Below are 24187 nucleotides of genomic sequence, written 5' to 3'. Positions count from 1 at the left end.
AGGAAAGGCAGGGCATCATGGGCAGCCATACGGACGCCGTCATCGACTATGATATTCATCCGCGCGTCAATTCCTCAGATCCCGTCGAACCTCGCCCGCGGCCGGCGGTGCCCGCTCACGTGATCAGCAGCGACGAGGAGGCGATCGCGATCGCCGAACAGCTGGCGGAACGGTTCAAGGCAGGGGCGGCACTGCGTGATCGCGAGGGCCTGCTTCCGCTTGTAGAACTGGACGACTATTCCCAGAGCGGTCTGTGGAGCATCAACGTTCCCCGCGCCTATGGCGGGCCGGAAGTCTCCTATGCCACCTTGGCGCGGGTGATCTCGATCATCGCCGCGGCCGATCCCGCAATCGCCCAGATCACGCAGAACCATCTCGCCATCGTTGCCACCGTCGAACTGGACGGGACGCCGGAGCAGAAGCAGCTCTTCTTCGCCTGGGCGCTGCAGGGCCTGCGCTATGGCAACGCCTTCTCGGAACTGAAGAGCAAAAACGTCGCCTCCTTCGAGACGAAGGTGCGTTTCGAGGGCGATGAGGTCGTGGTCAGCGGCGAGAAATTCTATACGACCGGGGCATTGTTGGCCCATGTGGTGCCGATCGTCGGCGTGGATGAAACCGGACAGGGCTATCTGGTCTTTGCCGATCGGACTGCGCCTGGTCTTACCGTCACCAACAACTGGTCGAGCTTCGGCCAGCGCACGACGGCCTCGGGTTCGGTGCGGATCGACAATGTCCGGCTTCCGGCGAGCCGCGCGGTGAAGGTAACCTCCTTCGACCATCCGACGGTCGGCGGGCCGGTCTCCCAGATCATCCAGTCTGCCATCGATGCCGGCATTGCCCGCGGGGCGATCGAAGATACCATCGCTTTCGTGAGGACCTATAGCCGCCCGTGGATCGACAGCGGCAAGGAGACCGCCGGCGAGGATCTTTTCACCATCGCCGCCATCGGCGACCTCAAGATCCGGCTGCATGCGGCCGAAGCCCTGCTCGACATTGCCGGGCGCGCCATCGACTCCGCCCGGATCGAGCCGACATTGGAACGGGTTTCGGAAGCCACGATCAAGACCGGGGAATCCAAGGTCCTGACCACCGAGATTGCCATTCTCGCCACTAACAAGCTGTTTGAGCTGGCCGGCACCCGTTCAACCCTTGCCGAACACAATCTCGACCGGCACTGGCGCAATGCGCGCGTCCATACGCTGCATGATCCCGTCCGCTGGAAATTCTACCATGTCGGCAACTACTATCTGAACGGTGCGCATCCGCCGCGCCACGCCTGGAACTGAGGCCTGCCATGACGCAAGACGATCGCAACCGGCACCGCCAGGCAGCCTTGACGCCGGGACGACCGGCGCCCGCCATCGCGCGGCTGCTGACGCGCGCGCATCGCATCCGCACCGATGCCGAGGCGCTGACGGTCGCGCGGGAGCTCGCGCGCGACTTCGCCAGGGAGGCCGCCATTCGCGACCGCGATCGCCTCCTTCCGCTTCAGGAAGTCGAGCGCTTTTCGCAATCGGGGCTCTGGGCCATCACGGTGCCGGCAGCCTATGGCGGCGCCGACGTCTCGTCGGTCACTCTGGCGGAAGTCACCGCGATCATCTCGGCTGCCGATTCCTCCCTCGGGCAGATCCCGCAGAACCATTTCTACATGGTGGAAGCCCTGCGGCTCGCCGGATCCGAAGCGCAGAAGCACCATTATTTCGAGCGCGTGCTGAACGGCGAACGGCTCGGCAATGCCTTTACCGAGATCGGCACGCGCACGCCGGTTGATTACAGGACGAGCTTTCGCGAGCGAGACGGCAGGCTGCTGCTGAACGGGCAGAAGTTCTATTCGACGGGTTCGCTGTTCGCCCATGTCATCGTCGCCGTGGCCAAGGATGAAGCCGGGCGCGTGCATATCGTCTTCATCGATCGCGATACGCCCGGCCTTGCCATCGTCGATGACTGGACTTCCTTCGGGCAGCGCTCGACCGGCAGCGGAACCGTCACCTTCGACGACCTGGAGATCACGCCCTTTCAGGCGGTGGATCACGATGTCGTTTTCGAGCTTGCCACCGCGATGGGCCCCTTCGCGCAGATCATCCACGCCGCGGTCCAGGTAGGTATTGCCCGTGGCGCGCTGGCCGAGACCATTTCCTATGTTCGCACCCACGCCCGGCCGTTCTTCGAGCTCAGCATCGAACACGGTTATGAGGATCCGCACAGCATCCATGCGGTGGGCGATGTTTCCATCCGCGTCCATGCGGCGGATGCCTTGCTGGAGCGGTCCGGTCGGCTCCTGGACATAGCAAGAGCCCATCCGGACGAGCGCACCGTGGCAGAAGCCTCCATTGCGGTCGCGGAGGTCAAGGCCTACGGAACGGAAGCCGCCCAGTTCGCCGCCAACAAGCTGATCGAACTCGGCGGTGCGCGCTCCACGCTCGAAGGCTATGGCTTGGATCGGTTCTGGCGAAATGCGAAAACCCATGCCTTGCATGATCCGGTTCGCTGGAAATATCATCACATCGGCAATTTCTACCTCAACAAGCAGTTGCCGCCGCGCCATGGCGCGATCTGATCCCTCCTTTCTATAAACCGTCTCCTGTTCTTCCACGGAAAGCTCAATGACCTACATCGCAAATCCCGAGCGTTACGATCGGGCCGTGTTCCGCCGCGTCGGCCGCAGCGGCCTCAAGCTCCCGGCGTCTCGCTCGGCCTTTGGCACAATTTCGGCGACACGACGACGCTTGATGTCCAGCGCTCGATCCTGTTCAAGGCTTTCGATCTGGGCATCACCCATTTCGATCTTGCGAATAATTACGGTCCTCCCGCCGGCAGTGCCGAAATCAATTTCGGCAAGATCCTGCGTGAAGATCTCAAGGCCTATCGCGACGAGTTGATCATCTCGACCAAGGCCGGCTGGGATATGTGGCCCGGTCCCTATGGCCGTGGCGGCGGTTCGCGCAAGGCGCTGCTGTCCAGCCTCGACCAGAGCCTTGGTCGGCTCGGGCTGGATTACGTCGATATCTTCTATTCGCATCGCTACGACACCGAGACGCCGCTCGAGGAAACCGCCGATGCGCTTGCCTCTGCCGTTCATCAGGGCAAGGCGCTTTACGTCGGCATCTCCTCCTATTCCGGCAACAAGACGCGCGAGATCGCCAGGCTGCTTGAGGAGCGGCGGGTTCCGCTGCTGATCAACCAGCCGTCCTACAATCTGTTCAATCGCTGGATCGAGCAGGACCTGCTTGCCGCGGCCGATGAAGTGGGCTCGGGTGTCATTGCGTTCACGCCGCTCGCCCAGGGCCTTCTGACCAGCAAATATCTGAACGGCGTTCCTGCCGATGCCCGCGTCAACCGTCCCGGCGGTGGCTTCTTGCGGCCCGAACACCTGAAGGAAGACAATATCGAGCGCGCACGGGCACTTGCGAAAATCGCCGAGCGGCGTGGCCAGTCGCTGGCACAACTGGCGCTTGCCTGGGTGCTGCGGGATCCGCGTGTGACCTCGGCCCTGATCGGCGCGAGTTCCGCGGCGCAGGTGGCGGAAAATGTCGCAGCGCTTGAAAATCTCGCTTTCTCTCCCGAGGAGCTGGCGGAAATCGACATTCATGCCGTCGAGGGTGGCGTCAATCTCTGGGAAAAGCCGTCCCACGACAGGGCAGTCTGAGCCCACAGAACGACCCTGATCGATGGGCAGGTATATTGTTGGCGCCGGGGTTGGCCTGTCCAGCCCCGGCGCAGCCGTATCATGTCGCCGTTGCGCGCGGCGCCCGGCGCAACAGGCGCTCGAGCCAGATACTGTATCTCGACCCGCTGAAACAGATGACGAAATAGACGATCGCCACCAGGAAATAGGCTTCGTTGTAGAAGCCGAGCCAGGCGGGATCGGTTGCCGATGCGCGGGCCGCGTTGAGAAGGTCGAAGATGCCGATAACGGCGAGCAGCGAGGTGGCGAGCAGGAAGCCAATCGCCAGATTGACCATGCCCGGAATGACGACCCGCAGCGCCTGCGGCAGGACGATCAGTTGCATGCTGCGCCAGTATCCGATGCCGAGCGCCGAGGCGGCTTCCTGCTGCCCGTCGGGAATCGTTTGCAGGCCAGCCCTCACCACCTCTGCGAGATACGCCGCCCAGAACAGCGTGATCATGATCATCGCCCGGATCATCTTGTCGAAGGCCGCGTCCGGTAACGCCATCGGCAGGATGAGCACGGCCACGTAGAGGATCGCGACCATGGGCGTGCCGCGCATGATCTCGATATAGATGACGGAAAGCGTTCGCAGTCCTGCAAGCTTCGAGCGGCGCGCCAGCGCGAGCAGGATGGCAATCGGTGTCGCTGCGCCGAAGCAGGTGGCCCAGACGAAGAGCGTGACCGGCAGGCCGCCCCATTGGTTGGAGGAGACCGGTACGAGCCCGCCGCCGCCGGACAGCAGAAGCCAGCAGGCGATGATCGCCAGCGGCCAGGCGAACATCAGTTCCCGGCGCCAGAAACGCGGCAATGCGCTGGCGGCAAGAAGGGCGAGAAGAATGACCATGACCAGGCCGGGGCGCCATTGCAGATCCGCCGGATAGAATGCGAAGAAGACGAAGCGCAATTTCGCCGCGACGAATGCCCAGCAGGCCCCGTCCCGGGTGGCGCAGTCGGCGGCGGTCCCGGTCCAGGTGGCGTCGAGGATCGTCCATTCGATGAGGGGCGGCAGCGCCCATGCGAGCGCCAGCAGGGTGACGAGGGTGATGGCGGTGTTCGCAGCCGACCCGAACAGGCCATGCCAGACATCGGCGACAAGTGCCCCGAAGCTGCGGCCGAGCCGATGCTGTGCCGTGTTGCTCATCGCCTCGTCCCTTTCAGCGCCACGCGCCGGTTATAGTCGTTCATCAGGGCGGAGATCAGCAGGTTGATGCTGAGATAGGTGCCGATCAGGATGAGCAGCGCTTCCAGAGATTGTCCGGTGGTGTTTGCCGTGGTGTTGATGATGCTGACGAGATCGGGATAGCCGATCGCCACCGCCAGGCTCGAATCCTTCAACAGGTCGAGATAGCTGGAGGTCGTAAGCGGCGTAATCACCCGCAGCGCCTGCGGCAGGACGATGAGGCGCATGATCTGCCCTGCATGCAGGCCGAGCGCGCGCGCCGCCTCCCATTGACCGCGATGAACAGACTGTATGCCGGCCCTGACGATCTCGGCGATGGCTGCGGAAAACTTGATCGTGAGCCCTGTCAGCAGGGCGGCGAATTCAGGCGTCAGGTTGGCGCCGCCGCGGATGTTGAAACCGGCAAGCGCCGGCACCTCGATGATCATCCGGGCGCCGAGCAGGTGAAGTCCCGCGAAGGCGGCCGCAAGGAGGAGGGTGGCGGCGATCGATCCGGTCCAAAGGCGAAGATGGCCGGTCCGCGCGAGCACGACGAGAAGCAGGCCGAACAGGACGGCGAGAAGCAGGAGCAACGGCAGCGTACCAAGTGCTGCGCCCTCAAGGGAGAAGGTCGGGATATAGACGCCGCGATTGGTGAGAAAAACGGATCCGAGCACTGCGCTGGCCTGCCGCGGCGCGGGAAACGCCTTGGCCAGCGAGATCCAGAAGAAGAGCTGGAGCAAGAGCGGCGTGTTACGAATGAGCTCGATATAGGCGCGTACCAGTGAGGCCAGCAGCAGGTTTTGCGTCAGGCCGGCCACGCCGACCGCCACACCCAGCAGGGTCGCAAGCAGGCAGCCTAAGAGCGCGACCTTCAGCGTGTTGATGAGCCCGACGAGGATCGCCGTAAGATAGGGGTCGCTTGCCGAAAAGGGGAAGACGCTTTCCCCGATCTCGAAATTGGTGGGGCGCCACAGAAAATCGAAGCCCGGCGTCACGCCGATGCGCGCCATCGTCACTGCGGTATTATGACCGAGAAAGACGAGGAGCGCGACCAGTGCGGCGATCGCCAGGGCCTGGGTGAGGGCGTAACCGCCCCACCACATGGAAATTCGCCGGAAAATGCCGGGCCGTTGGCGGCCCGGCGACAGGGGAGTTCGCATCAGAACAGGCTCTGATCGCTCAGCGGAACGGCGGGGAATAGAGCAGGCCGCCATTGGTCCACAGGCGGTTGTAGCCGCGATCCCAGCCCAGCGGTTTCAGGTGGCGATCGAAGATTTCGCCATAGTTGCCGACCGTCTTGATAACATTGTATGCCCATTTGGGATCGAGATCGAGCGCCTGGTTGAAGGCCGGATCGACGCCGAGGAAGCGCTGGATGGCGGGGTCTTCCGACTTCAGGAACTGATCGACATTGGCCGATGTGATGCCCCATTCTTCCGCCTGGATGGTGGCGTTCACCGTCCAGTTGACGATTTCGAGCCAGCGATCGTCGCCGCCGGCGATGGCGGGGGCCAGAGGTTCCTTGGACAGGCGCTCCGGCAGAATGATGTAGTCGTCCGGCTTCTTGAGCTGGGTGCGCTTGCCGACGAGATCGGACGAATCCTGCGTGATCGCGTCCACACGGCCGCTTTCAAGTGCAGCGATGAACTGGCCCGTATCTTCGATCGTCACCGGCTTGAAGGTCTTGCCGGTCTTGCGGAAGAAGTCGGCGACGTTCAACTCGCCCGTCGTGCCGCTCTGGGCGCCGATGGTGGCGCCGTCGAGATCGGCTGCCTTCGTCACGCCGAGATCCTTGCGCACGAGAATGCCCTGGCCGTCGTAGAACAGCGTCGGCCCGAAATGGAAGCCCAGCTTGAAGGCGCGGGTGGCCGTCACTGTGACGCCGGAGAGCAGAATGTCATATTCGCCGCTCTGCAGGGCCGGAAGGCGTTGCTGGGGAGAGGAATTGGTGAACTCCACCTTGTCCGGATTGCCGAAGACGGCGATCGACAGCGCGCGGCCGTAATCGATGAAGAACCCCTGCCAGCGGCCGTTGCTGTCCGGCGAGAAGAAGCCGGGGGTGGTGCCCACACCGACCTTGATCGTGCCGCGCTGCTTGATCTTGTCGAGCGTTGGTCCCGCGAATGCGGTGCCCGAAATCAGGGCCGATGCGACCAGCGACGCGGCGGCGAGCTTGGCAATTCCGCCAATAAATCCATGGGTTGACATAAAAGAACTCCTGAGTGCGATCGAGCTCGCCCCGCTGCCGAAAACGTCCCCCGGTCCGTGCGAGCTAAATTGTATAGTAAGTCTATCGAAATTATTCGACAGAGATGGATTGCCTAAAATCGCGACATCGGGAAAAGGCAGTTGCTGTTTTTCGGTGCAAAGCGGAATGGATGCTTTTGCATCGCAGCGGATTGCAGCTTCAGGGCTGTCGTCGCACGTGGCGCGAAAGCCGGTGATCGGGCGCCGCTGTTCAGCGTTGTCGATGCCGGCGAATAGCAATTGCGCGCCAGGGTCGGCGCCGACTGCCCCGGCGCCAACGATGATGGAGCGTGGGATGCCCGTCTTCGTCGCCGGATCCCCGCGGCTCCGAGGCAATCCGGCCTGTCGACCGATCTTTGGACGGCTGGTCCCGCATGCGGCTCAGGCCACGCCGAGATTGCTCCGCAGCGTTTCGTGCTGGTAGTCGTGGTGGAAGATGCCGCGCCGCTGCAGCTCGGGGATCAAGTGGTCGGTGATGGCGCTGAGACCCGGTGCATATTTTAGCGAGAAGGCCAGGAAATTGAAGCCGTCGGTTGCCCCACGCTCGTAGCGCTCCTGCAACTGGTCGGCCACGTTTTCGACCGATCCGATGGGGAACCAGTGGCCCGCGCCGCTCGAGTGATAGATGATCAGGTCGCGCACCGTGCGCACCTTGCCGCTTTCGATGAGATTGCGGAAAACGCCGAAGCGGGAGCGGCGCCCCTGGACCTCGGCCGTCTGCGGCAGTTCGTCGAGCGGAATCGGTGCATCGAGAGGAAGCCCTTCGAAATCGATGCCGCCGAACTGGCCGGCCAGCGACTTGCGACCTTCCTCGAAGTCGATCTCGTCCATCACGTCCCGCCAGAAGCGATGCGCTTCCTCGTCCGATGAACCGATGACAGGGGCGACGCCCGGCAGGATCTTGATCTTGTCGGGCGCACGCCCGAAGGCCGAGGCGCGCCGCTTGAAGTCGTTATAGATCTCCACCGAGGGTTCGATCTCCGTCAAGCCGGTCGTGAAGATCACATCGGCGATCCGCGCGCCGAGCTGGCGCCCTTCGGTTGAAGAGCCCGCCTGCGCCAGGATCGGCCGGTCCTGCGGGCTGCGGGAGACATTGAGTGGTCCCTGGACCGAGAAATGCCGACCCGCCCAGTCGATGCGGTGGACCTTTCGCGGGTTGACCTTCTGGCGACCGTTGTCATCGTAGCTGACCGCATCCGGCTCCCAGCTCTCCCAGAGTGCCTGCACCACGCCGACGAATTCCTCGGCGACGGCGTAGCGATCGTCATGGTCGGGCAAAGGCTTGCCGAAATTCTTTTCGCCGGCGGAGGAGGTCACCAGGTTCCAGCCTGCGCGGCCGCGCGAGATATGGTCGAGTGACAGCATCTGCCGCGCGAGATTGTAGGGCTCGGTGAAAGAGGTCGAGATCGAGGCGATGAGGCCGATCTTGGAGGTCCGGGTCGCGAGTGCGCTGAGCAGCGTCACCGGTTCCAGCCCCGGTTTCGGTGCCGTCTCGCTGGTCACGAGTGCATCGGCCAGGAAGATCGTGTGGATCTTGCCGCGCTCGGCCTGCTGCGCCTGTTCGATATAGGCGTCGATGTCGAGCAGGTTGTCGGTCGGACCGTTGGTGCCCGGCTTCTTGGTCTGCCCCGTGCCGCCAAGCAGCAGGCCGAGCACCAGCCCTTCGCCACGCTCGCTTTTTCTGTTTCCCCAGGTGTTCGTCATGATGGTGATCCTCGCAGGATAAGTGTCAGGCTATGGAGCGGCCTTGAAGCGCCAGGCGGTTTGCATCTGCCCCGTCGCCGATCCGGGCGGAGATGTCTTCCGGCGGCCGATGATGGGATGCGCTCGGTCCGGAAAGCGGATGGACCTGAACGAAGCCCTTGTAGGAGGACAGTTCGACATCCACGCCGTAGACCTCCTTGATCAGCGCCGGCGAGTAGACGTCCGCGGGCGGCCCCTGTGCGATGACATTGCCATGGTGCAGGAAGACGACGCGGTCGGTGAAACGTGCCGCCTGGTTCAGGTCGTGGATGGCGATGACGGCCGCGACGTTCTTCTTGCGGGTGATCTCGCGCGCGACCGAAAGCGTCTGCCACTGATAGCGGATATCGAGCGCGCTGGTGGGCTCGTCGAGCAGCAGGATTTCCGGATCCTGGGCAAGTGCGCGAGCGATCAGGACGCGTTGCGCCTGCCCGCCGGACAATTCCGTCACCGACCTGTCGCCGAGTTCGTCGAGCCCCAGCATCTGCATGGCGCCCTCGACATGGTGCCAGTCCTCTTCGCGCGGACGCGTGCCGAAATAGGGCGTGCGGCCCAGCAGGACTGCTTCCTTGATGTCGAGACCGAAGGACAGCCCGATCGACTGCGGCACGTAGGCCACGATCTTTGCCAGCTCGCGCCGCGGCAGTCCGGCGAGGTCGATCGTGCCGTTCCAGGTGATGGAACCGCCGCTATGGCGGTTGATGCCGGCGATTGCCTTGATCAGCGTGGATTTTCCCGATCCGTTGGAACCGAGCAGCCCGACCAGCTCGCCCTTCCTGATTTCGAGATTGGCGCCCTTGACGACATGTCTCTTGCCATAGCCCACGACGAGGGAACTGATGTTGAGGGTCATTCGATCGCCTTTTGCCTGGTAAGGATGAGATAGAGGAAGATCGGGGCACCGACCAAGGCATCGATGATGCCGACAGGAATGACGCCCGGATTGATGACGAGCCTGCCGACCGCATCGGAAACCACGAGCAGCAGGGCGCCGATGATCGCCGAGAAGGTGATCAGGAAGCGGTGATTTGCGCCGACCACGAGCCTTGCAATATGCGGGGCGACGAGACCGACGAAGCCGATGATGCCGGTGAAGGCAATGGTCACCGCCGTCAGGGTCGCGGCGATCGCAATGGATTCCAGTCGGACCCTCTGCACGGCGACGCCCAGGCTCTTGGCGGCATCGTCTCCGGCAAACGCGATGGCGTTGAGGGCGCCGCTGCGAAACCGGATATAGGGGAAGGCCAGCACCAGCAGACCGAACATCACCAACACCTGATACCAGGCGGAATTGTTGACCGAGCCCCAGGTCCAGCGGACGATGGCGGCGAGGATCTCGTCCTCCGCGAAATACTGGATGCAGGCCGTCAGCGCGCCGAAGAGTTGCGACAGCGCAATGCCGACCAGGATGAGAGTGGTGGCGTTGAGGTGCCGTGTGGAGGCGAGCGTCAGCACCAGCGCGGTATTGAGGAAGGAAAAGAGCAGCGCGCCGAGGACGAGCGGAATGGAGGCGCCGCCGCCGGTCGCACCGAACAGGACGATGGCCAGCGAGGCCCCGAAGGCGGCGGCGGGGGCGATGCCGAGCGTGTAGGGGCTGACCAGCGGGTTGCGCAGCAGTCCCTGAAACAGCGTCCCGGCAACGGCCAGAGCGCCGCCACCGAGGATCGCCAGTGCGACGCGCGGCACCCTCAGTTCCCAGATGATGTTCTGGATCTGCAGGGTGGCGCGGTCCGGGGCGGCGGTGCCTGTGATCTTCGCCCAGAAGGTCTGCACCACATCTGTCAGCGTCGCCCCCGACGTGCCGATCCTGATGCCGATCACCGCGGCAAGGAGCACCACGACGAGACCGAGCGCGATCGCCGTCTTCTGGAAGAAATACCTGTCATGGGGCCGCCGCCGCCGGGCGACCTCCTTTCTGTTGGCAAGCGCCACGCCGGGCTCCGTTTCGATCGTGCTCATATTGGTCTCCGACTGAGAGTTCGCGGACGGACGACGGCGGTCAGCCGTTCACCTTGTCGAGCTTGTGGATGTAGTCGGAGGCCGGGCGGGGCTTCACGCCTTGCGCATCTAGCCAGCGGGCGAGATAGACATCGAGGTCCACATCCGCCAGTTGTTCCGGATAGAGCCATTTGGCGACCGCGAGCGCACCGACCTGCTTTCCCAGCGCAGAAAAGAAGAAATTGCTGAAGACGAAGACATTGCCGTCCTGCACCGCCTTGATGGCGTTCCAGCCCGGGCGGCTGGCAATGCGCTTGGCCTGGTTCTCCAGCTGGCTCTGATCCCACGGTTCGTAGCCCGAGGCCTGTCCATCGATACCGTTGTGAATGATCACGTCGGGATTGCGCGCGATGATTTCGACCGGATCGACGGTATAGGTGTGAACGGAGGCGCTGCCATTGTTGGCAATCGCAACATCGGCAAAGATGTTCTTGCCGCCGCCCAGCACGATGGTGTCATGCCAGCCGGATCCTGGCACCGAGGTCACGAAGTCGGCATTGTTTTCGAAATAGACGGTCTTGGGCTGAACGCCCTTCAGGCGCTCGTCAAGAACCTTGTCGATGTCGTCATAGAGCCTTGCGAGATCCGCCGCGCCCTTTTCCGCACCGAATATCGTGCCGATATTGGGCAATTGCGCGCGCAGCACCTTCGGGTCCCAGGTGCTGACGACGACGACCTGGATGCCGAAGGGTTTCAGCTTTTCGACGGCGTCCTGCCAGGGCGAGTTGCGACGCGCAAAAAAGACTTCCGCCCCGGACGTGGCAATCGTTTCCCAGTTGGGGCCGTTGTAGTTCCCTGCATCCGGAACCTTGGCGAATTCGGCAAAATAATCCTTGTTGGCTGCGTTCTTCCTGGGGTCGGCGGTCTGATCGACGGCGACGATCGTCTTGCCGGCACCGATCGCCCTGACGATTTCGGTCTGGTACCAGAGGTCGGGGTAAACGGCCTTCACCGGGACCTTCACCGTGACGTCGCGCCCGAGTTCATCGGTGATCGTCACGGTCTTGCGGGTGTCCGTCTCGGCACGGGCGACGGAGCGCTGCAACCCGCTCGACAGGGGCAACCCGGATAGAAGCAGAGCAGACGCCAGAATGGCAGCTGCACAGCGCGCGGGGCGCGACGATCTCGTTTGTTCTTCAGGCATGGCGGCTCTCTTCCTCTTGATCCGGTTGCTTCGATCACCGACAGCGCTGGGCACGGCGATGCTTGACAAAAGTCAGGCTAGGGATCGTGGCGCCCTTTAGAAAGACAGGTCATTCTTTATCTACTAAATTTGTAGAATATTATGGCGTAGTTGGTTCTTGTTGAGGATGGAGAGCGGTGTATTGGGTGCAAATATGCACCGTCTGATTGTGTGCTGAGGGGCGGATTTTCAGGTGACGACGCCGGTCGCAAAAATCGACTAGGGGATCGAAGACCGTGTCGTGCCCCGTGGTGGAACTGACGAGGGTGGTTCCGGCAAGTCCGTTCAGCGCTGAATAGCGCGACTGACCTGTCGTGACGTCAGCGGCCGGCAAGTCTCGCCGTCGATCAGTGCAGCGCACGCCTCCCACCCTTCGGCATCATCTACCCGTATAATTGATCCGAAAATGTGGATGTGATCCTCTGCCGAAGTTGCTTTGGCAGCGTAGAGGGGAACAAAGATGCGCATCCACCATCTCAACTGCGGCTCGCATTGTCCTCTTGGCGGCTTCCTGTTCGATGGATCAAGCAAAGGTCTGTTTGCGGATATCTGCACGCATTGCCTGCTCGTCGAAACCCGCAACGCCCTGGTGTTGGTCGATACCGGATATGGCATGAAGGACCTGCCGCAGACGTCTCCCCGGAGACTGCCCCGAACCTGGCCGTTCATTCTCAACACGCGCCTTCGCGCGGAAGACACCGCGATCTACCAGATCAAGGCAATGGGCTTTTCGCCGCGTGATGTGCGCCATATCGTCCTCACGCATCTTGATTTCGACCATGCAGGTGGGATTTCAGATTTTCCCGAGGCGACGGTCCATGTCATGGCCAAAGAGCGGCAAGCAGCCGACCATCCCGCCGGCTTCGTGCCGACCCAGCGCTACAGGCGCGCGATGTGGCGTGACGTCGCGCAATGGCGGATGTACGAGGACGCAAGGGAGCCGTGGTTCGGCTTTCAGGCCGTTCGGGATCTGGCGGGCTTCCTCCCGAGATCCTCCTGGTGCCGCTGCCCGGTCACACGACGGGACATGCTGGCGTCGCGATCCAGTCGGAGGGCGGATGGCTGTTGAACGCGGGAGACAGCTTCATGCATCACGGCCAGCTTGACGGCACCGAGCCGAACTGCCCGGTCGGACTGCGCATCTATCAAGCCATCATGAGCATGGACCGAAACGCGCGACTGTCTAATATCGAGAGGCTTCGGGACCTGAAACGGGATTTCGGTTCGCAGATCCAGATATTCGCCTCGCATGACAGTGCGCAACTGGCTGCGATGCGCGGCGGTCTGGTGGCTGACTGAGGCTGACAATACGGGGCTGAACCGCAACCATTGCGAAACAGATGACCGCTTGATCGCGACAGCGGTTCCATTACGCGACTGCTTCCTTTGACGGGGAGGGGGCAGCCTGCTTCAGCATCTCGGCCATGCGCACCAGCTCCGGCAGCGTCTTTGCGCCCATTTTGCGCATGGCAGTACCGCGATGGATCTTCACCGTAATTTCGCTGAGGCCCAACTGGCCGGCCACCTGCTTGTTGAGAAGGCCTGCGGTCACCATCGTCATGACCTGTTGCTCGCGAAGCGATAACGACTGGAATGCCTTGGCCACTCTGGATGCGTTGGATGCATTTTGCCGGCGGGCCTGGTCCTTTTCGATGGCTGCGCCGACGGCATCGAGAAGCTCCTGTTCCTGGAAAGGCTTTGGCAGAAAGTCGATTGCTCCTGCCTTCATCGCTCTGACCGTCATCGGGACATCGGCGTGCCCGGTCATCATGACGACGGGAAGATCGATCCCGTACTGGGCAAGCCTTGGCTGAAAGTCGAGGCCGTTTATCCCCGGAAGCCGGACGTCGAGGAGCAGACATGCCGGTTCCGGTCCTCGCCTTGCGGCGAGAAACTCCTCCGCATTGGCAAATGTCGAGCAGCCAATGCCGACGGATTCAAAGAGAAGCGACAACGACTGAGCAAGCGACTGGTCGTCATCGATGACATATACGGTTGATGCTGTCTCAGACATTGCCGTATCCCTCGGGTCCAACGACCTTTCCGGTCGCTTTTGGATCAAAGACAATATTCCATAGCCGCAGCCGCGAGGCGAATTAAAAGTTGTAAAATCTGACGACTGATAAGATCTGCGTCCTCGCCAACCTGCAGTTTACTTTTGTCGTGCCCGTGGCAGCTTGATGGTAAAGAGTGCGCCGGAGCCTGTGTTTGTCACCGTCAGCGTGCCGCCATGGGCGTCGACGATCTGTCTGCAGATCGCAAGTCCCATGCCGAGGCCGGTCGTCTTGGTTGTAAAGAATGTGTCGAACAGACGCGGCATGTTCTCGGCGGGCACGCCCAAGCCTCTGTCTTCGATCCCGACCATGACCTGATCTCCATCCGGGCGGGTCTGCACGATCAGGGCACGGCGAGCATGCGGAACCTTCTGCATTTCCTGGATTGCGTTCACACACAGGTTCACGATCACCTGCTGAAACTGTACCGGATCAACCGACACCTCTGCGCCACCGTCAGCCAAGGTCTTTTCCAGGCGAACCGAGTTGGTCTTCAGATCGTGCTCCACGAACTTCAATGATTCCTCGATCAGCAGGGCAATCGGCCTGACCGACGTGTCAGCCTGCCTGCCCGTTGCCATGTTTCGGGTCCGGATGATCACGTCGGCTGCCCGGCGTGCATCCGAGATGATATTGTCCTGGATCGTGCGGAGCTTGTCCCGGTCTATGGTGGGACGTTCCAGCATGCGGCGCCCGGCAGCCCCGTAGGTCATGATCGCGCTGAGCGGCTGATTGATCTCGTGGGATATGGATGCCGTCATTTCGCCGAGAAGGGCAAGTCGCGTGTGGTGTGCGAAGGACTGCTTCAACTCCGCCAACGCAGCTTCAGCCGCCACGCGCTCGCTGATATCGATCATGCCGATCAGGAGGCGCCCTTCGGCTCGGAGCGCCGGGGACGGATTGAACGACAAGTGAACGGCAATCGGCGTCCCATCCAGACGCAGCTGCTCCGTCTCTTCCTCGAAACCCGGTTGGAGATAATAGCCGGCTTCCAGCGCTCGCAGGAAGGTCCGCATTCCCTTCGGCGACCAGAGGGCCTTGACCGTCGTCCCAACGAGGTCGCTTGCCGATCTTGCGCCATAGAGCGTCACTGCCGCGCTGTTGACCTCGGCAATGACGGTCGCCTCCATCGCCTCATCGATGATGTGCGGATGGGTTTCAAGATGCGCGCGCAGGTCCAGAACCCCTTCCTGCTTGAGGCGATTGAAGATCTGCCAGAGCCGCCGGGTGTCCAAATGCACCAGGCCCATGCTCATGGCCTGGAAAAGCTCGCGGTAACGGGCCTCGCTTGCGATGAGCCGGGCCTCCGAGCGCTTGCGGTCGGAGATATCGATCACGCCGACCAGCACCGAACCTTTGCCTTCATGACCGGGCGGCCAGCACACGGTAAAAAGCGCGTTGAACGGTGTCCCGTCGACGCGCGTCAGGATCGTCTCCGCGGACAGGCGCGGCTCCCGTCGGACGGCATGAAGGAGAGCATCCGCAAACACGTGCCTGCTCTCCTTGGGCCAGGCCGATTCCACGTTGCCGCCGATCATGGCCTGGCGGCTCTCCGCGCCGAACATCTCCACGGTCTTGTCATTGACATCGAGCACGATCGTATTGCGTAGCGCCAATTCGAGCCACGCCTCATCTTTATGGAAATGCTCCGCGAAGTCGGTGACGCCCGCCTGCATCAGTTCCCCGATCATGCGGCGGACACCGGAGAAATCCAGCTCCCAGAACGAGGCGGCCATGGCCTGGAATATATTCTCGTATCGGTGTGACGCGATGCGAACCTGTTCGGCGATCTCCTCGATGCGGCTGAGGTCACGGCTTCGTTCGACAACAAAGGCAGGAAAGCTGTGGTCGGCATCGTCAAATTGCAGTGTCCAGTCGACACCGATCTTCAATTCCGCCCCGGTCGCCGAACGTCTGTAAACTTCGCCGGACCACTGGCCGGCGTCCAGAAGCAGTCGTTTGATCGTGTTGAGGCCGTGGGGATGCCGCGTCAGCAGGAGATCGTCAACATTGCGCCCCTCCATGGCCGAGATTGAATGCCCGTAAAGCGAAAGCGCTGCCTTGTTGAAAAACTGGATTGGGCCCTGGAGGTCAAAGATGATCACGGAGTCCGGCAAGGTGTCCAGCACGGAGGCGAGCGTCCGCAGATGGGAAGACCCGGTCACCGACGTCATCAGCGTGTTGGTCCGCATCCCCTGTTCCTCCGTCAACGCTCGGCGAAAACCTGATCGAGACATTCGAGCAGCCGCTCGCTCTCGAAGGGTTTCGACAGGAGACAGATCGGGTCAGCCGCAAGGGCGTCGCGGATCGTGGATCGCTCTTGCAATGCCGTCATCATGATGACGGGCAGCGAGCTTCGTCGCACGGCCATGGCCTGCTTGAGCTCAAGGCCGTTCATTCCCGGCATATGGATGTCGGTGACCAGGCAATCGACCGTGTCCACCTCGGTCGATCTCAAGAAGGCTTCGGCGTTCTCGAAACCGGTGGCAAGATAATCCGACGCCTGGAGCAGGGCGACCAATGCATTGCGCAGAGATCTGTCGTCATCGACGATGGCAATCGAGATGTCTGTCACGGAGCTATCCTATCCACGTGCGCTGACGACCAGCATGCGCCATCCCGACAAACTTCGGAATTATACGATGGTTTATTTTTGCGCGTCTGCAATCGATCGGTCGCTTAGGAGAAAGGCTGACGTCCCGCCGATTGCGGGACGCCTTACAGTGAGCCTCCAAAATCAGAGTTAATGCGGCAGCGTGCTCAGATAGCGCGCGGCGGGCCTGTCCAATGAGAGGTGCGGGCCGAGCTGATGCCTTGCATCGTCCAGCGCCTTCCAGAGCCCCTCGTTGCCAAGAGACGGGATGGTGACGGTCTCACCCGCATCGAAGCCGGTCAGTGCCGCATCGACCATCTGGCCCGCATCCATCATCATGCTTGCGGGAATGGCGGAGCTGTCATAGCCGGCCCGTTCGAAGATTTCGGTTCTGGTGAAACCGGGCAGGACCGCCTGGATACGGACCCCTTTGGGTTCCAGCTCGACATTGAGTGCCTGGGTCAGCGAGAGCACGAATGATTTTCCCGCCGCATAGCTCCCGTTGAAGCGCTCCGGCATCAGTGCGACGACGGAGGCGATGTTGATGATCGCGCCGGCGCCCTTTGCGGCAAATGTCTTCGCAGCGGCAACGGTGAGGGCATGCAGGACATTGACGTTGAGATGGACCATGCGATCGAGCGTGCCCTCGTCGGAGCTCAAGACGCCGCTGCTCGGCCCGATGCCGGCGCTGTTGACGAGGAGTTCGACAAGCCTGTCCGTGCGGAGACGTGTCAGCAGGAGGTCGAGGTCGCTCTGCTGGCTCAAATCGAGGGCGAGCGGCGTGGCCGCGATGGCATATTTGCCGGTGAGGTCATTTGCCGAGCGGCGAAGTCTTTCGAGGTCCCGGGCGACCAGAACGAGGTCGTAACCCCGAGCGGCAAGCCGGTCAGCGTAGACGGAACCGATACCGGAGGACGCTCCGGTGACGATGGCGATTGGCTTTGTCATGATCATCTCCTTGATCTGGGAAACTTGGGATTGGTTGGGGCCACCTCAGGGTTCAGGCGGCGTTTCCGATAGGATTTCCGGGCAAACTCGTGGGGACGGAGCGTACGTGTCGCACCGCCCAGTCCAGGGCAAAATCGGCGACCTGCTCCCAGCCGACGTCAATGCATGTGAAGTGTGAGCGGTCGTCAAAGATCTTGAGCGCCGTGACGGACCGCGCGCGCTTCTGCTTGTCAAAGATTGCCCGTGTCATGCTGGCGTCGGCGATGAGGTCGAGGCCTCCCCCGGTCAGGAGGAGTGGGGCCCGATCGGGATTGTCCCACCGGATCTTGCCGACCGAACTCAGAATGCCGTCCCAGTACACCTTGCCTGCGGTCGGCACGATGTAGCGGTCATAGTAATCGTCCACCTTGTCCTTCGGCAGCGTGTTGGCAAAGCGCTTGCCGAAGAAAGCGCGCGACATGTGCATGGTCCGCTTCCAGCTTCCCCATGCACAGAGGACCGGCAAGGCGGAGACGATCGCGTGGGCGCCGAGCCCAACGCCCGTCGTCGGAGCTGGATCGATGGCGACGCCGGCAGCGCCGAGGCCGCGGTCCAGCAAGATCTGCGTCCAGACCCCGCCTGCCGAATGGCCGATCAGGATCGGCGGCTCCGGCAGCTTGCGGATCTCGGCCTCGAAATGGTCGACGATGCCCTGCACGCCGACCGTCTTGAGCATGGGGTGCGGATTGGCGCGCAGAGCGGCCGGTTCGCCGTCATCGTAAGGCCAGTTCGGCGCGACCACGGTATAGCCTTGGGCCTCGTACCGGGCCTTGAAACCGTCCCAGCTTCTGGCGTTCAGCCAGGCCCCGTGGATGAGCATGATGGTTTTCGTCATCGGATCTATCCTTGCAAAGCTGTTGTGGGAGACGCTCAGGCCGACGTTTTGAAGAAGGACAGGAGATCGGCGTTGATCACGTCCGGATGGGTCGTGCACATGCCGTGCGGCAGGCCCGAATAGGTCTTGAGCGTGCCGTTCTTGAGCAGCTTTGCCGACAGCGGCGCCGAGTCGGAATAGGGGACGATCTGATCGTCGTCGCCGTGCATGACCAGCACCGGAAGATCGATCTTCTTGAGATCCTCGGTGAAGTCGGTTTCCGAGAAGGCCTTGATGCAATCATAATGCGCCTTGGCTCCCCCCATCATTCCCTGGCGCCACCAATTCTGGATGACCCCTTCGGAGACCTGGGCACCCGGGCGATTGAAACCGTAGAACGGACCTGCGGGCACGTCGCGGAAGAACTGGGCGCGGTTGGCGATCAGTGCGGCGCGGAAGCCGTCGAAGACTTCGATCGGAAGCCCACCCGGGTTCTTTTCCGACTTCACCATGATCGGCGGCACCGCACCGATGATGACGGCCTTGGAGACGCGGCCCGGCTTGGCGCGGGCGACATAATGCACGACTTCGCCGCCACCGGTGGAATGACCGACATGGATGGCCCGCTTCAGGTCGAGCTTCTCCGCCAAAGCCGCAACGTCTGCGGCATAGGTGTCCATCTCGTTGCCCGTGTCCGTCTGGGTCGAGCGGCCATGCCCGCGCCGATCATGGGCGATGACCCGAAAGCCCTTATCGAGAAAGAACATCATCTGGTTGTCCCAGTCGTCGGCCGAGAGCGGCCAGCCGTGATGAAAGACGACCGGCTGCGCATCGCGCGGGCCCCAGTCCTTGTAGAAGATTTCGGTTCCGTCATGGGTCGTGATGTAAGACATGATGAAGTTCCCCTGTTCGGTTGCGTTTGCGGTGGCGGCGGCCGGAGCCGTCTTCGGGAGAGCCGCGGCAGCGAGGGCCGCGCTTCCTCCAAGAAGCAGATCCCGCCGGGTTGCAGTGATCGAAAGCTGTGCGATTGCGGTGGCGTTCATGCTCGTCGCCTCGGCTGCTGAAATGCCTCTGTTGTACGAGATGAAATCTGGCGGAAGGAGCCGCAGACTGCGAGTAAAGGGTCGTAAATCGGTGATAATCGAAGTTCAGGCCAAGATGATCTTCAAAGAACAGGCTGGCTCATAAAGAAAAGGACCCGGCTTTCGACCGGGTCCTTGGAGATCTTCATCATGCGTGTATCAGCCCGCCACGAACCGATAGGCGCCTCCGGCGCGTTCCGCGTAACCCACACCGGGGTAGCTCCAATGGTAGCCGAGAAGCTTCAGCTTTTCATGTGCGGCGCGATCAAGAAGCGTGCGGCGGTTCTTAAGGGCAAGATCGGCATCGGTGTCGAAGCCGAAATGCCATTCCGGATGCTGAAAGAAGATCACTTCGCTGGTGCAGGCGTCACCGGTGATGACGAGGTTGTCGCGGCCCGCAAGCTCCAATGATATGTGGCCGGGCGTATGGCCGGGGGTGTTGATGACGGACATGCCGGGCAGGATTTCGTCGCCGTGCCTGACGCGGGTGATGCGGTCTTCCACGGCAAGCAGGTCTCGCTGCGCCCCCTTGGCGAATTCATGAAGGGCGGCGGGCCGCCGGGTTTCGAAATTCTTGTCGGTCCAGAAGTCCCATTCGGCCTCTCCCACATAATACTGCGCATTCGGGTAGAGAAGGTGTCCGTCGGCCAGGGTGGTTGCACCGGAATGGTCGGGATGAGCATGGGTGAAGACGATCTTCGTGATGGACGTCGGCTCTATGCCGATCTCTTTTAAATTGTCCGCGAGACGGCCGGCACTGGCCTGAAAGTTGCCGCCGGCCCCGGTATCGATGAGGACCAGATCATTCCCGTGGCGGATGAGCGGGACATTGGCGCGGACCTGTGCTCCACTGAGGTCGCCACCCATGGAGGCCAAGATGGGAGCGCGCACCTCCGGTGATGCGTCCGGCAGCAGAATGTCTGCGGAGAGCGTCAGGAACCCGTCGCTCAGCACGGAGATGTCGAAGTCTCCATGAACAAAGCGGTGGGGTTTTGCCGCAAATGCAGGTGGGCCTGCAAGGCTTGCGAGCGCCGCACCGGCGCTGAGGGAAAGCAACTCTCTTCGGTTGATCGAAAGGGGCGGAAAATTGGTCATCGACCTGTCTCCATCAGGTTTGAGAAGGCAAAAGTCCGCCGGCGCTCTGCACCCGGCGGACCGGTTGGATGCTCGTCAAGTCCGGGAAGCCGTCTGGCCTTAGCGCAGCAAATGCTCCAGCCAATCCAAGTCGGTGGCTGAACTGCGAACGACGATTTTTCCCTTTGTCGTCTGTTCGGCCTGCCAGCCCGCGGGAAGCACAACTGTCCGGCCTTGATCCAGAAAGGCCTGCTTCAACGCCGCGGCGGGTCCAAGATCGGGCGGGTTCGTCGGAAAGAAGACCGCAGCCTCGAAGTCATCGACGACAATCTGCTCAAGGGCGAGCGCGTCGGCGATATCGCTTCTTGCAAGATAATCATCGAGAAAGCGTCCGATGATCCCCTCATCGGAGAATTTTCGCATGGAGCATGCCACAGGCGGAAATCCGCCCCCATGACAGGTGAACACCGCGTCCGCATCCGATCCCTTGAGCTTCAGATAGACTGCCGCGACACTCATCGCGAGTTCCCTGTCGGGTAGGTCTGGATGCTCTTCCCCGTCGAGGACGATCAGCACACACAGTGGAACGGTCGCCATAGTCTCTGCCTCTGTTGCGAAAAGAGTATGGGGCCGTGGTGCCGTGAACCAGTGAGGCGTTGTAAATCAATGTAAATGCGCCGATTGGCGAAAGCGCAGCTATCCCACAGAGACCCGTAGAGCCGATGCCGAACGGATTGTTTAGACGGCCATGGCGCCGGCATTCGGCCCGCTGTCTTCGTGCATGCGGGAGAGGCTGGCCAGGGCACGCACCTCCCAGGCGACGGCGCCCTGAGAACGTGCCTCTTCGCAGGCCATCGTGATCCACCGCTCGGCGATCGTCAGCCTGTCCGGCCCATTTTCCTCATAGGCCAACTGCCCCTTCATCCGGAGCAGTTCCGGTTTGCACCATCGTTCGCCGGAGGAATCGCAGTGTGCGAGCGCTGTCTCGATGATGCAGGCTGCTTCGGCAAAACGCCCTTTTCTGGAGAGGGCTTCCGCTTCAATCGACTGGAAATAGGTTCTGAACAAGTTGAACCCCGCCTTGTCGAGAACGGACATGCTCAACCGGAGTTCGGCAAGACAATGATCGGCTTGCCCCTCCCGAAGCTTGATCTCGGCCTCGAAGCATTTCGCATAGGAATTCCACACGTCGAGGGACAGCGATTTCGTGTGTTCCTTGAGGAGTGCGATGTAATCCCGCGCAAGATCCAGCCGCCCTTCCAAAAGGGCAAGCGGGCATGCCGCTTCAGCAAGGACATTCGCCAATGACAGCTCATGCCCGAGCAAGATTGCATGCTCGATGCACGATTGCGCCTCAGTCAAAGCGCGCGCGCCATCGCCGAGCATCCAGATATCACGGGCAAGGATAATTCTGGCCGTGATCCGCTGGTCGAACTGAAACCGCGTCGTGTGCGCGGAGGGCAAGGCGTCATACTGGAGGATCATCTGTTCAAGGAGGATCCGGGATTCCTCGTGGCGGCCCAACCAATGCAGGGTGGCCCCCAGGATGCGGCGCGCGACGACCTCGTCGACGGGATCGGTCGATCGAGCGGCAACAGAGCCGAATTTGTGCGCCATCTCCAGCCCGGCACTGGGGGCCGCCCGGTTGATCGCGTCGACCCACATCGCCCAGATTGCCCGAAGCTGGTAATCGACATCGTCGAGACGCTCGGCAATTCGCAATGCCGCAGCCCAGGCGTTGACGCCTTCCTCCGGCGCATCGGTTGATCGCATCTGCGGCCACCCCAGCGCCGTGTACAGCTTCATGCGCCGCCGCTCGTCGAGATCCGGATTGGCGTCGAGGTAAGCGATCGCCTTGGTGACCGAGGCGAAGCACTCGTCGAGCAGCGAAAGCCGGAAAAACAGAGGCAGGGCAGCAACGGTCAGCTTCACGCCCAGCATCTCGTCGCCGCCCGCCTCGAAGGCCCATTCAAGCGCAAGCCGCAAGCTCGCAACATGTTGGCTGAGTTCTTCAGGCCAATTATTGGTGAAGGCCGTGTAAAGCTCCTGTTCGCTGGCCTCGAGCAGTTCGGAAAGATACTCCGCCAGTCGTGCCATCACAGTCCGGTACTGCCCGCTCTCCAGAAGCTTCTCGGTGGCGTAAAAGCGCGTCGTATCAAGAAGACGATAGCGCGTGTTCTCGGATAGAGGTTCGGCAACGACCAGCGATTTCGCGACGAGGTTTTCCACCGCCTCTTCGGGTTCGTCGAGAACGGCCGACGCGGCGTCCGCCGTGAACCAACCCCTGAAGATCGACAGCTGCTGCAGCGCCGCTTGCTCCTCTGGCGTCAGGACGTAGTAGCTCCAGTCGAGCGTGGTGCGAAGCGTCTGGTGACGCAGCAGCGCCGTCCGCCGTCCGCGGCTGAGAGCCCGGAAACTATCCTTCAACGACAATGACAGCGCTTTTGCCGACATCGTGTCCATTCGTGCCGCTGCCAGTTCGATTGCGAGTGCGATCCCGTCAAGCTGCCGGCAAAGCTCCACGACGTCGGGGAGATCCGTTTCGCTGAGGATATAGCCACCGCGGCAGGCCGCAGCACGCTCCACAAAGAGTTGTACGGCGGGTGAGTTCATCGCATCGGCCATCGTCGTACCTGCGTGCGGCAGGTCGAGCGGGGTCAGGCGGTGCACCCATTCTCCTTCGGCACGAAGTGGCTCGCGGCTGGTCGTGAGAAACCGCGGCGAAGACGTTCGCGACAGAATCGATTCCACGAAGATCGCCGCCTCCTCGACGACATGCTCACAGCTGTCGAGGACGATCACGATCTCGCGGCTCATCAGCGCAGCAGCGATCTCACCATCGATATCATCGGTCCGCGACAGGATATCGAGCTTCGAGGCCACCTCGGTCGAAATGAGTTCGCCGGAGCTCAGCTCCGCCAGATCGACCCAGACAACTTCCGTATCGAGCTGCGCAAGCACGGCACGCGCCACGGTCGATTTGCCAATGCCACCCGGCCCGACAATCGTCAGAAGACGGGACTGGTTCAACTGGTCATAGAGCGTTCCGACAATTTCAGACCGTCCGAAGATCTTGGCGCCGGGATGGCGCTCGAAGGGCGCAGCATGCGCTGCAGCCGGTCGGCGCATCTCGGGCGCACCATTCTTCTTCGTCGTCACATCCGCAATGAAGATGTAGCCGCGGCCGGGCACATTGGAGATATAGACCGACTCGCGCTTCGTATCCCCGAGCGCCCGGCGGATGGCGGATATGTGGACGCGAAGATTGGTCTCGTCGACAAACGTATCCGGCCAGGCGTAACGGATGATTTCCGCGTTGGTCAGAAGCTTTCCGGCGTTCAGTGCAAGGCAGGCGAGAATATCCATGGCTCTGCTGCCGAGAGCCACGGAACTGCCATCCCGCAACAGGGCGCGCCTCCCTGTGTGCAAGAGGAAGGGGCCGAAACGGACCTCGTCTTCCACGCCTAGCCTCCTCCGGACCACCCAACCTGGCCGTGTCGCCACCCATCGATCAATAGTTGAGAATAGCCTGCTTCCCGTCACAGGCAATACAGGAGAAAAGCTTCACCGGACCGTCGGT

General features: G+C 61.8%; 20 protein-coding genes and 2 pseudogenes. 5 read left to right on the top strand and 17 right to left on the bottom strand.

Going from position 1 to position 24187, the window contains the following annotated elements; genetic code table 11:
* Nucleotides 1-17 precede the first annotated feature (17 nt).
* The 3 genes and pseudogenes from ACEXP3_RS19145 (at nt 18) to mgrA (ending at nt 3646) form a co-directional block, all read left to right on the top strand.
* Nucleotides 18-1286, top strand: a complete 1269-nt coding sequence (locus ACEXP3_RS19145; protein ID WP_377298654.1) for an SfnB family sulfur acquisition oxidoreductase — start codon at nt 18-20, stop codon at nt 1284-1286.
* An 8-nt stretch (nt 1287-1294) separates the two neighbouring features.
* Complete coding sequence (locus ACEXP3_RS19140) at nt 1295-2557, top strand: SfnB family sulfur acquisition oxidoreductase (protein ID WP_377298653.1); 1263 nt, start codon at nt 1295-1297, stop codon at nt 2555-2557.
* Nucleotides 2558-2603: 46 nt separating this feature from the next.
* Nucleotides 2604-3646, top strand: a pseudogene (mgrA, locus tag ACEXP3_RS19135) (L-glyceraldehyde 3-phosphate reductase).
* 79 nt (nt 3647-3725) lie between these two features.
* Here mgrA and ACEXP3_RS19130 read toward each other — a convergent pair.
* The 7 genes from ACEXP3_RS19130 to ACEXP3_RS19100 form a co-directional block, all read right to left on the bottom strand.
* Nucleotides 3726-4811 (bottom strand): amino acid ABC transporter permease, encoded by a 1086-nt coding sequence (locus tag ACEXP3_RS19130; RefSeq protein WP_377298652.1) that lies wholly within the window; start codon nt 4809-4811, stop codon nt 3726-3728.
* Nucleotides 4808-5992 carry an amino acid ABC transporter permease gene (locus ACEXP3_RS19125; protein WP_377298651.1) on the bottom strand — a complete coding sequence of 395 codons (1185 nt, stop codon included), beginning with the start codon at nt 5990-5992 and terminating at the stop codon, nt 4808-4810. Before ACEXP3_RS19125 ends, ACEXP3_RS19130 begins: the two co-directional genes overlap by 4 nt.
* A gap of 19 nt (nt 5993-6011) precedes the next feature.
* A complete protein-coding gene (locus tag ACEXP3_RS19120) occupies nt 6012-7040 on the bottom strand; it encodes an amino acid ABC transporter substrate-binding protein (RefSeq protein WP_377298650.1) in 1029 nt (342 codons plus the stop codon).
* A 420-nt stretch (nt 7041-7460) separates the two neighbouring features.
* A complete protein-coding gene (locus tag ACEXP3_RS19115; RefSeq protein ID WP_377298649.1) occupies nt 7461-8783 on the bottom strand; it encodes an NtaA/DmoA family FMN-dependent monooxygenase in 1323 nt (440 codons plus the stop codon).
* A gap of 25 nt (nt 8784-8808) precedes the next feature.
* The gene (locus ACEXP3_RS19110; protein WP_377298648.1) at nt 8809-9675 is read right to left on the bottom strand and encodes an ABC transporter ATP-binding protein; all 867 of its coding nucleotides are present in this window, start codon (nt 9673-9675) and stop codon (nt 8809-8811) included.
* Nucleotides 9672-10781 carry a FecCD family ABC transporter permease gene (locus ACEXP3_RS19105; RefSeq protein WP_377298647.1) on the bottom strand — a complete coding sequence of 370 codons (1110 nt, stop codon included), beginning with the start codon at nt 10779-10781 and terminating at the stop codon, nt 9672-9674. The genes ACEXP3_RS19110 and ACEXP3_RS19105 overlap by 4 nt, the downstream gene beginning before the upstream one ends.
* 40 nt (nt 10782-10821) lie before the next feature.
* Nucleotides 10822-11964, bottom strand: a complete 1143-nt coding sequence (locus tag ACEXP3_RS19100) for an ABC transporter substrate-binding protein (RefSeq protein ID WP_377298646.1) — start codon at nt 11962-11964, stop codon at nt 10822-10824.
* Nucleotides 11965-12463: 499 nt separating this feature from the next.
* On the opposite strand from ACEXP3_RS19100, the gene ACEXP3_RS19095 reads away from it, so the two are divergent.
* Together ACEXP3_RS19095 and ACEXP3_RS19090 are read left to right on the top strand one after the other, a co-directional pair.
* Complete coding sequence (locus tag ACEXP3_RS19095; protein ID WP_377298645.1) at nt 12464-13072, top strand: MBL fold metallo-hydrolase; 609 nt, start codon at nt 12464-12466, stop codon at nt 13070-13072.
* Nucleotides 13073-13089: 17 nt separating this feature from the next.
* Nucleotides 13090-13302 carry a hypothetical protein gene (locus ACEXP3_RS19090; protein ID WP_377298644.1) on the top strand — a complete coding sequence of 71 codons (213 nt, stop codon included), beginning with the start codon at nt 13090-13092 and terminating at the stop codon, nt 13300-13302.
* Between the two features lie 70 nt (nt 13303-13372).
* Here ACEXP3_RS19090 and ACEXP3_RS19085 read toward each other — a convergent pair whose 3' ends face one another.
* The 10 genes and pseudogenes from ACEXP3_RS19085 to ACEXP3_RS19040 all read right to left on the bottom strand — a co-directional run bounded on the left by ACEXP3_RS19085 (nt 13373) and on the right by ACEXP3_RS19040 (nt 24069).
* Nucleotides 13373-14017 carry a response regulator transcription factor gene (locus tag ACEXP3_RS19085; protein ID WP_377298643.1) on the bottom strand — a complete coding sequence of 215 codons (645 nt, stop codon included), beginning with the start codon at nt 14015-14017 and terminating at the stop codon, nt 13373-13375.
* A 138-nt stretch (nt 14018-14155) separates the two neighbouring features.
* Nucleotides 14156-15949, bottom strand: a complete 1794-nt coding sequence (locus ACEXP3_RS19080) for a PAS domain-containing sensor histidine kinase (RefSeq protein WP_377298677.1) — start codon at nt 15947-15949, stop codon at nt 14156-14158.
* 6 nt (nt 15950-15955) lie between these two features.
* A pseudogene (locus ACEXP3_RS19075) lies at nt 15956-16231 on the bottom strand (PAS domain-containing protein); the annotation flags it as partial.
* Between the two features lie 32 nt (nt 16232-16263).
* Nucleotides 16264-16632 (bottom strand): response regulator transcription factor, encoded by a 369-nt coding sequence (locus ACEXP3_RS19070; protein ID WP_377298642.1) that lies wholly within the window; start codon nt 16630-16632, stop codon nt 16264-16266.
* Between the two features lie 168 nt (nt 16633-16800).
* Entirely contained in the window at nt 16801-17598 is a 798-nt protein-coding gene (locus tag ACEXP3_RS19065; protein WP_377298641.1) for an SDR family NAD(P)-dependent oxidoreductase, read from the bottom strand.
* Between the two features lie 52 nt (nt 17599-17650).
* Nucleotides 17651-18472: an alpha/beta hydrolase gene (locus ACEXP3_RS19060; protein WP_377298640.1), complete on the bottom strand. Its 822-nt coding sequence runs from the start codon at nt 18470-18472 to the stop codon at nt 17651-17653.
* A 35-nt stretch (nt 18473-18507) separates the two neighbouring features.
* Nucleotides 18508-19344 (bottom strand): alpha/beta fold hydrolase, encoded by an 837-nt coding sequence (locus ACEXP3_RS19055; RefSeq protein ID WP_377298676.1) that lies wholly within the window; start codon nt 19342-19344, stop codon nt 18508-18510.
* A 348-nt stretch (nt 19345-19692) separates the two neighbouring features.
* A complete protein-coding gene (locus ACEXP3_RS19050; protein WP_377298639.1) occupies nt 19693-20628 on the bottom strand; it encodes an MBL fold metallo-hydrolase in 936 nt (311 codons plus the stop codon).
* 99 nt (nt 20629-20727) lie between these two features.
* The gene (locus tag ACEXP3_RS19045; protein WP_377298638.1) at nt 20728-21204 is read right to left on the bottom strand and encodes a hypothetical protein; all 477 of its coding nucleotides are present in this window, start codon (nt 21202-21204) and stop codon (nt 20728-20730) included.
* Nucleotides 21205-21345: 141 nt separating this feature from the next.
* On the bottom strand, nt 21346-24069 hold the full coding sequence (locus ACEXP3_RS19040; RefSeq protein WP_508436199.1) for an ATP-binding protein: 2724 nt from the start codon (nt 24067-24069) through the stop codon (nt 21346-21348).
* Nucleotides 24070-24187 lie beyond the last annotated feature (118 nt).

This window comes from Neorhizobium fuzhouense, from assembly GCF_042611105.1.
GTDB classification, from domain to species: Bacteria; Pseudomonadota; Alphaproteobacteria; order Rhizobiales; family Rhizobiaceae; genus Neorhizobium; species Neorhizobium galegae_A.
This window is presented reverse-complemented; position numbering and strand designations above follow the sequence as displayed.

Bases quoted from the DNA above. Each gene is read 5' to 3' on its own strand.
- ACEXP3_RS19115 (WP_377298649.1), bottom strand. From the start codon at position 8,783: ATGACGAACACCTGGGGAAACAGAAAAAGCGAGCGTGGCGAAGGGCTG.
- ACEXP3_RS19110 (WP_377298648.1), bottom strand. From the start codon at position 9,675: ATGACCCTCAACATCAGTTCCCTCGTCGTGGGCTATGGCAAGAGACAT.
- ACEXP3_RS19050 (WP_377298639.1), bottom strand. From the start codon at position 20,628: ATGACCAATTTTCCGCCCCTTTCGATCAACCGAAGAGAGTTGCTTTCC.
- ACEXP3_RS19090 (WP_377298644.1), top strand. From the start codon at position 13,090: ATGCATCACGGCCAGCTTGACGGCACCGAGCCGAACTGCCCGGTCGGA.
- ACEXP3_RS19140 (WP_377298653.1), top strand. From the start codon at position 1,295: ATGACGCAAGACGATCGCAACCGGCACCGCCAGGCAGCCTTGACGCCG.
- ACEXP3_RS19100 (WP_377298646.1), bottom strand. From the start codon at position 11,964: ATGCCTGAAGAACAAACGAGATCGTCGCGCCCCGCGCGCTGTGCAGCT.
- ACEXP3_RS19085 (WP_377298643.1), bottom strand. From the start codon at position 14,017: ATGTCTGAGACAGCATCAACCGTATATGTCATCGATGACGACCAGTCG.
- ACEXP3_RS19060 (WP_377298640.1), bottom strand. From the start codon at position 18,472: ATGACGAAAACCATCATGCTCATCCACGGGGCCTGGCTGAACGCCAGA.
- ACEXP3_RS19125 (WP_377298651.1), bottom strand. From the start codon at position 5,992: ATGCGAACTCCCCTGTCGCCGGGCCGCCAACGGCCCGGCATTTTCCGG.
- ACEXP3_RS19145 (WP_377298654.1), top strand. From the start codon at position 18: ATGGGCAGCCATACGGACGCCGTCATCGACTATGATATTCATCCGCGC.
- ACEXP3_RS19095 (WP_377298645.1), top strand. From the start codon at position 12,464: ATGCGCATCCACCATCTCAACTGCGGCTCGCATTGTCCTCTTGGCGGC.
- ACEXP3_RS19130 (WP_377298652.1), bottom strand. From the start codon at position 4,811: ATGAGCAACACGGCACAGCATCGGCTCGGCCGCAGCTTCGGGGCACTT.
- ACEXP3_RS19120 (WP_377298650.1), bottom strand. From the start codon at position 7,040: ATGTCAACCCATGGATTTATTGGCGGAATTGCCAAGCTCGCCGCCGCG.
- ACEXP3_RS19105 (WP_377298647.1), bottom strand. From the start codon at position 10,781: ATGAGCACGATCGAAACGGAGCCCGGCGTGGCGCTTGCCAACAGAAAG.
- ACEXP3_RS19045 (WP_377298638.1), bottom strand. From the start codon at position 21,204: ATGGCGACCGTTCCACTGTGTGTGCTGATCGTCCTCGACGGGGAAGAG.
- ACEXP3_RS19055 (WP_377298676.1), bottom strand. From the start codon at position 19,344: ATGTCTTACATCACGACCCATGACGGAACCGAAATCTTCTACAAGGAC.
- ACEXP3_RS19065 (WP_377298641.1), bottom strand. From the start codon at position 17,598: ATGACAAAGCCAATCGCCATCGTCACCGGAGCGTCCTCCGGTATCGGT.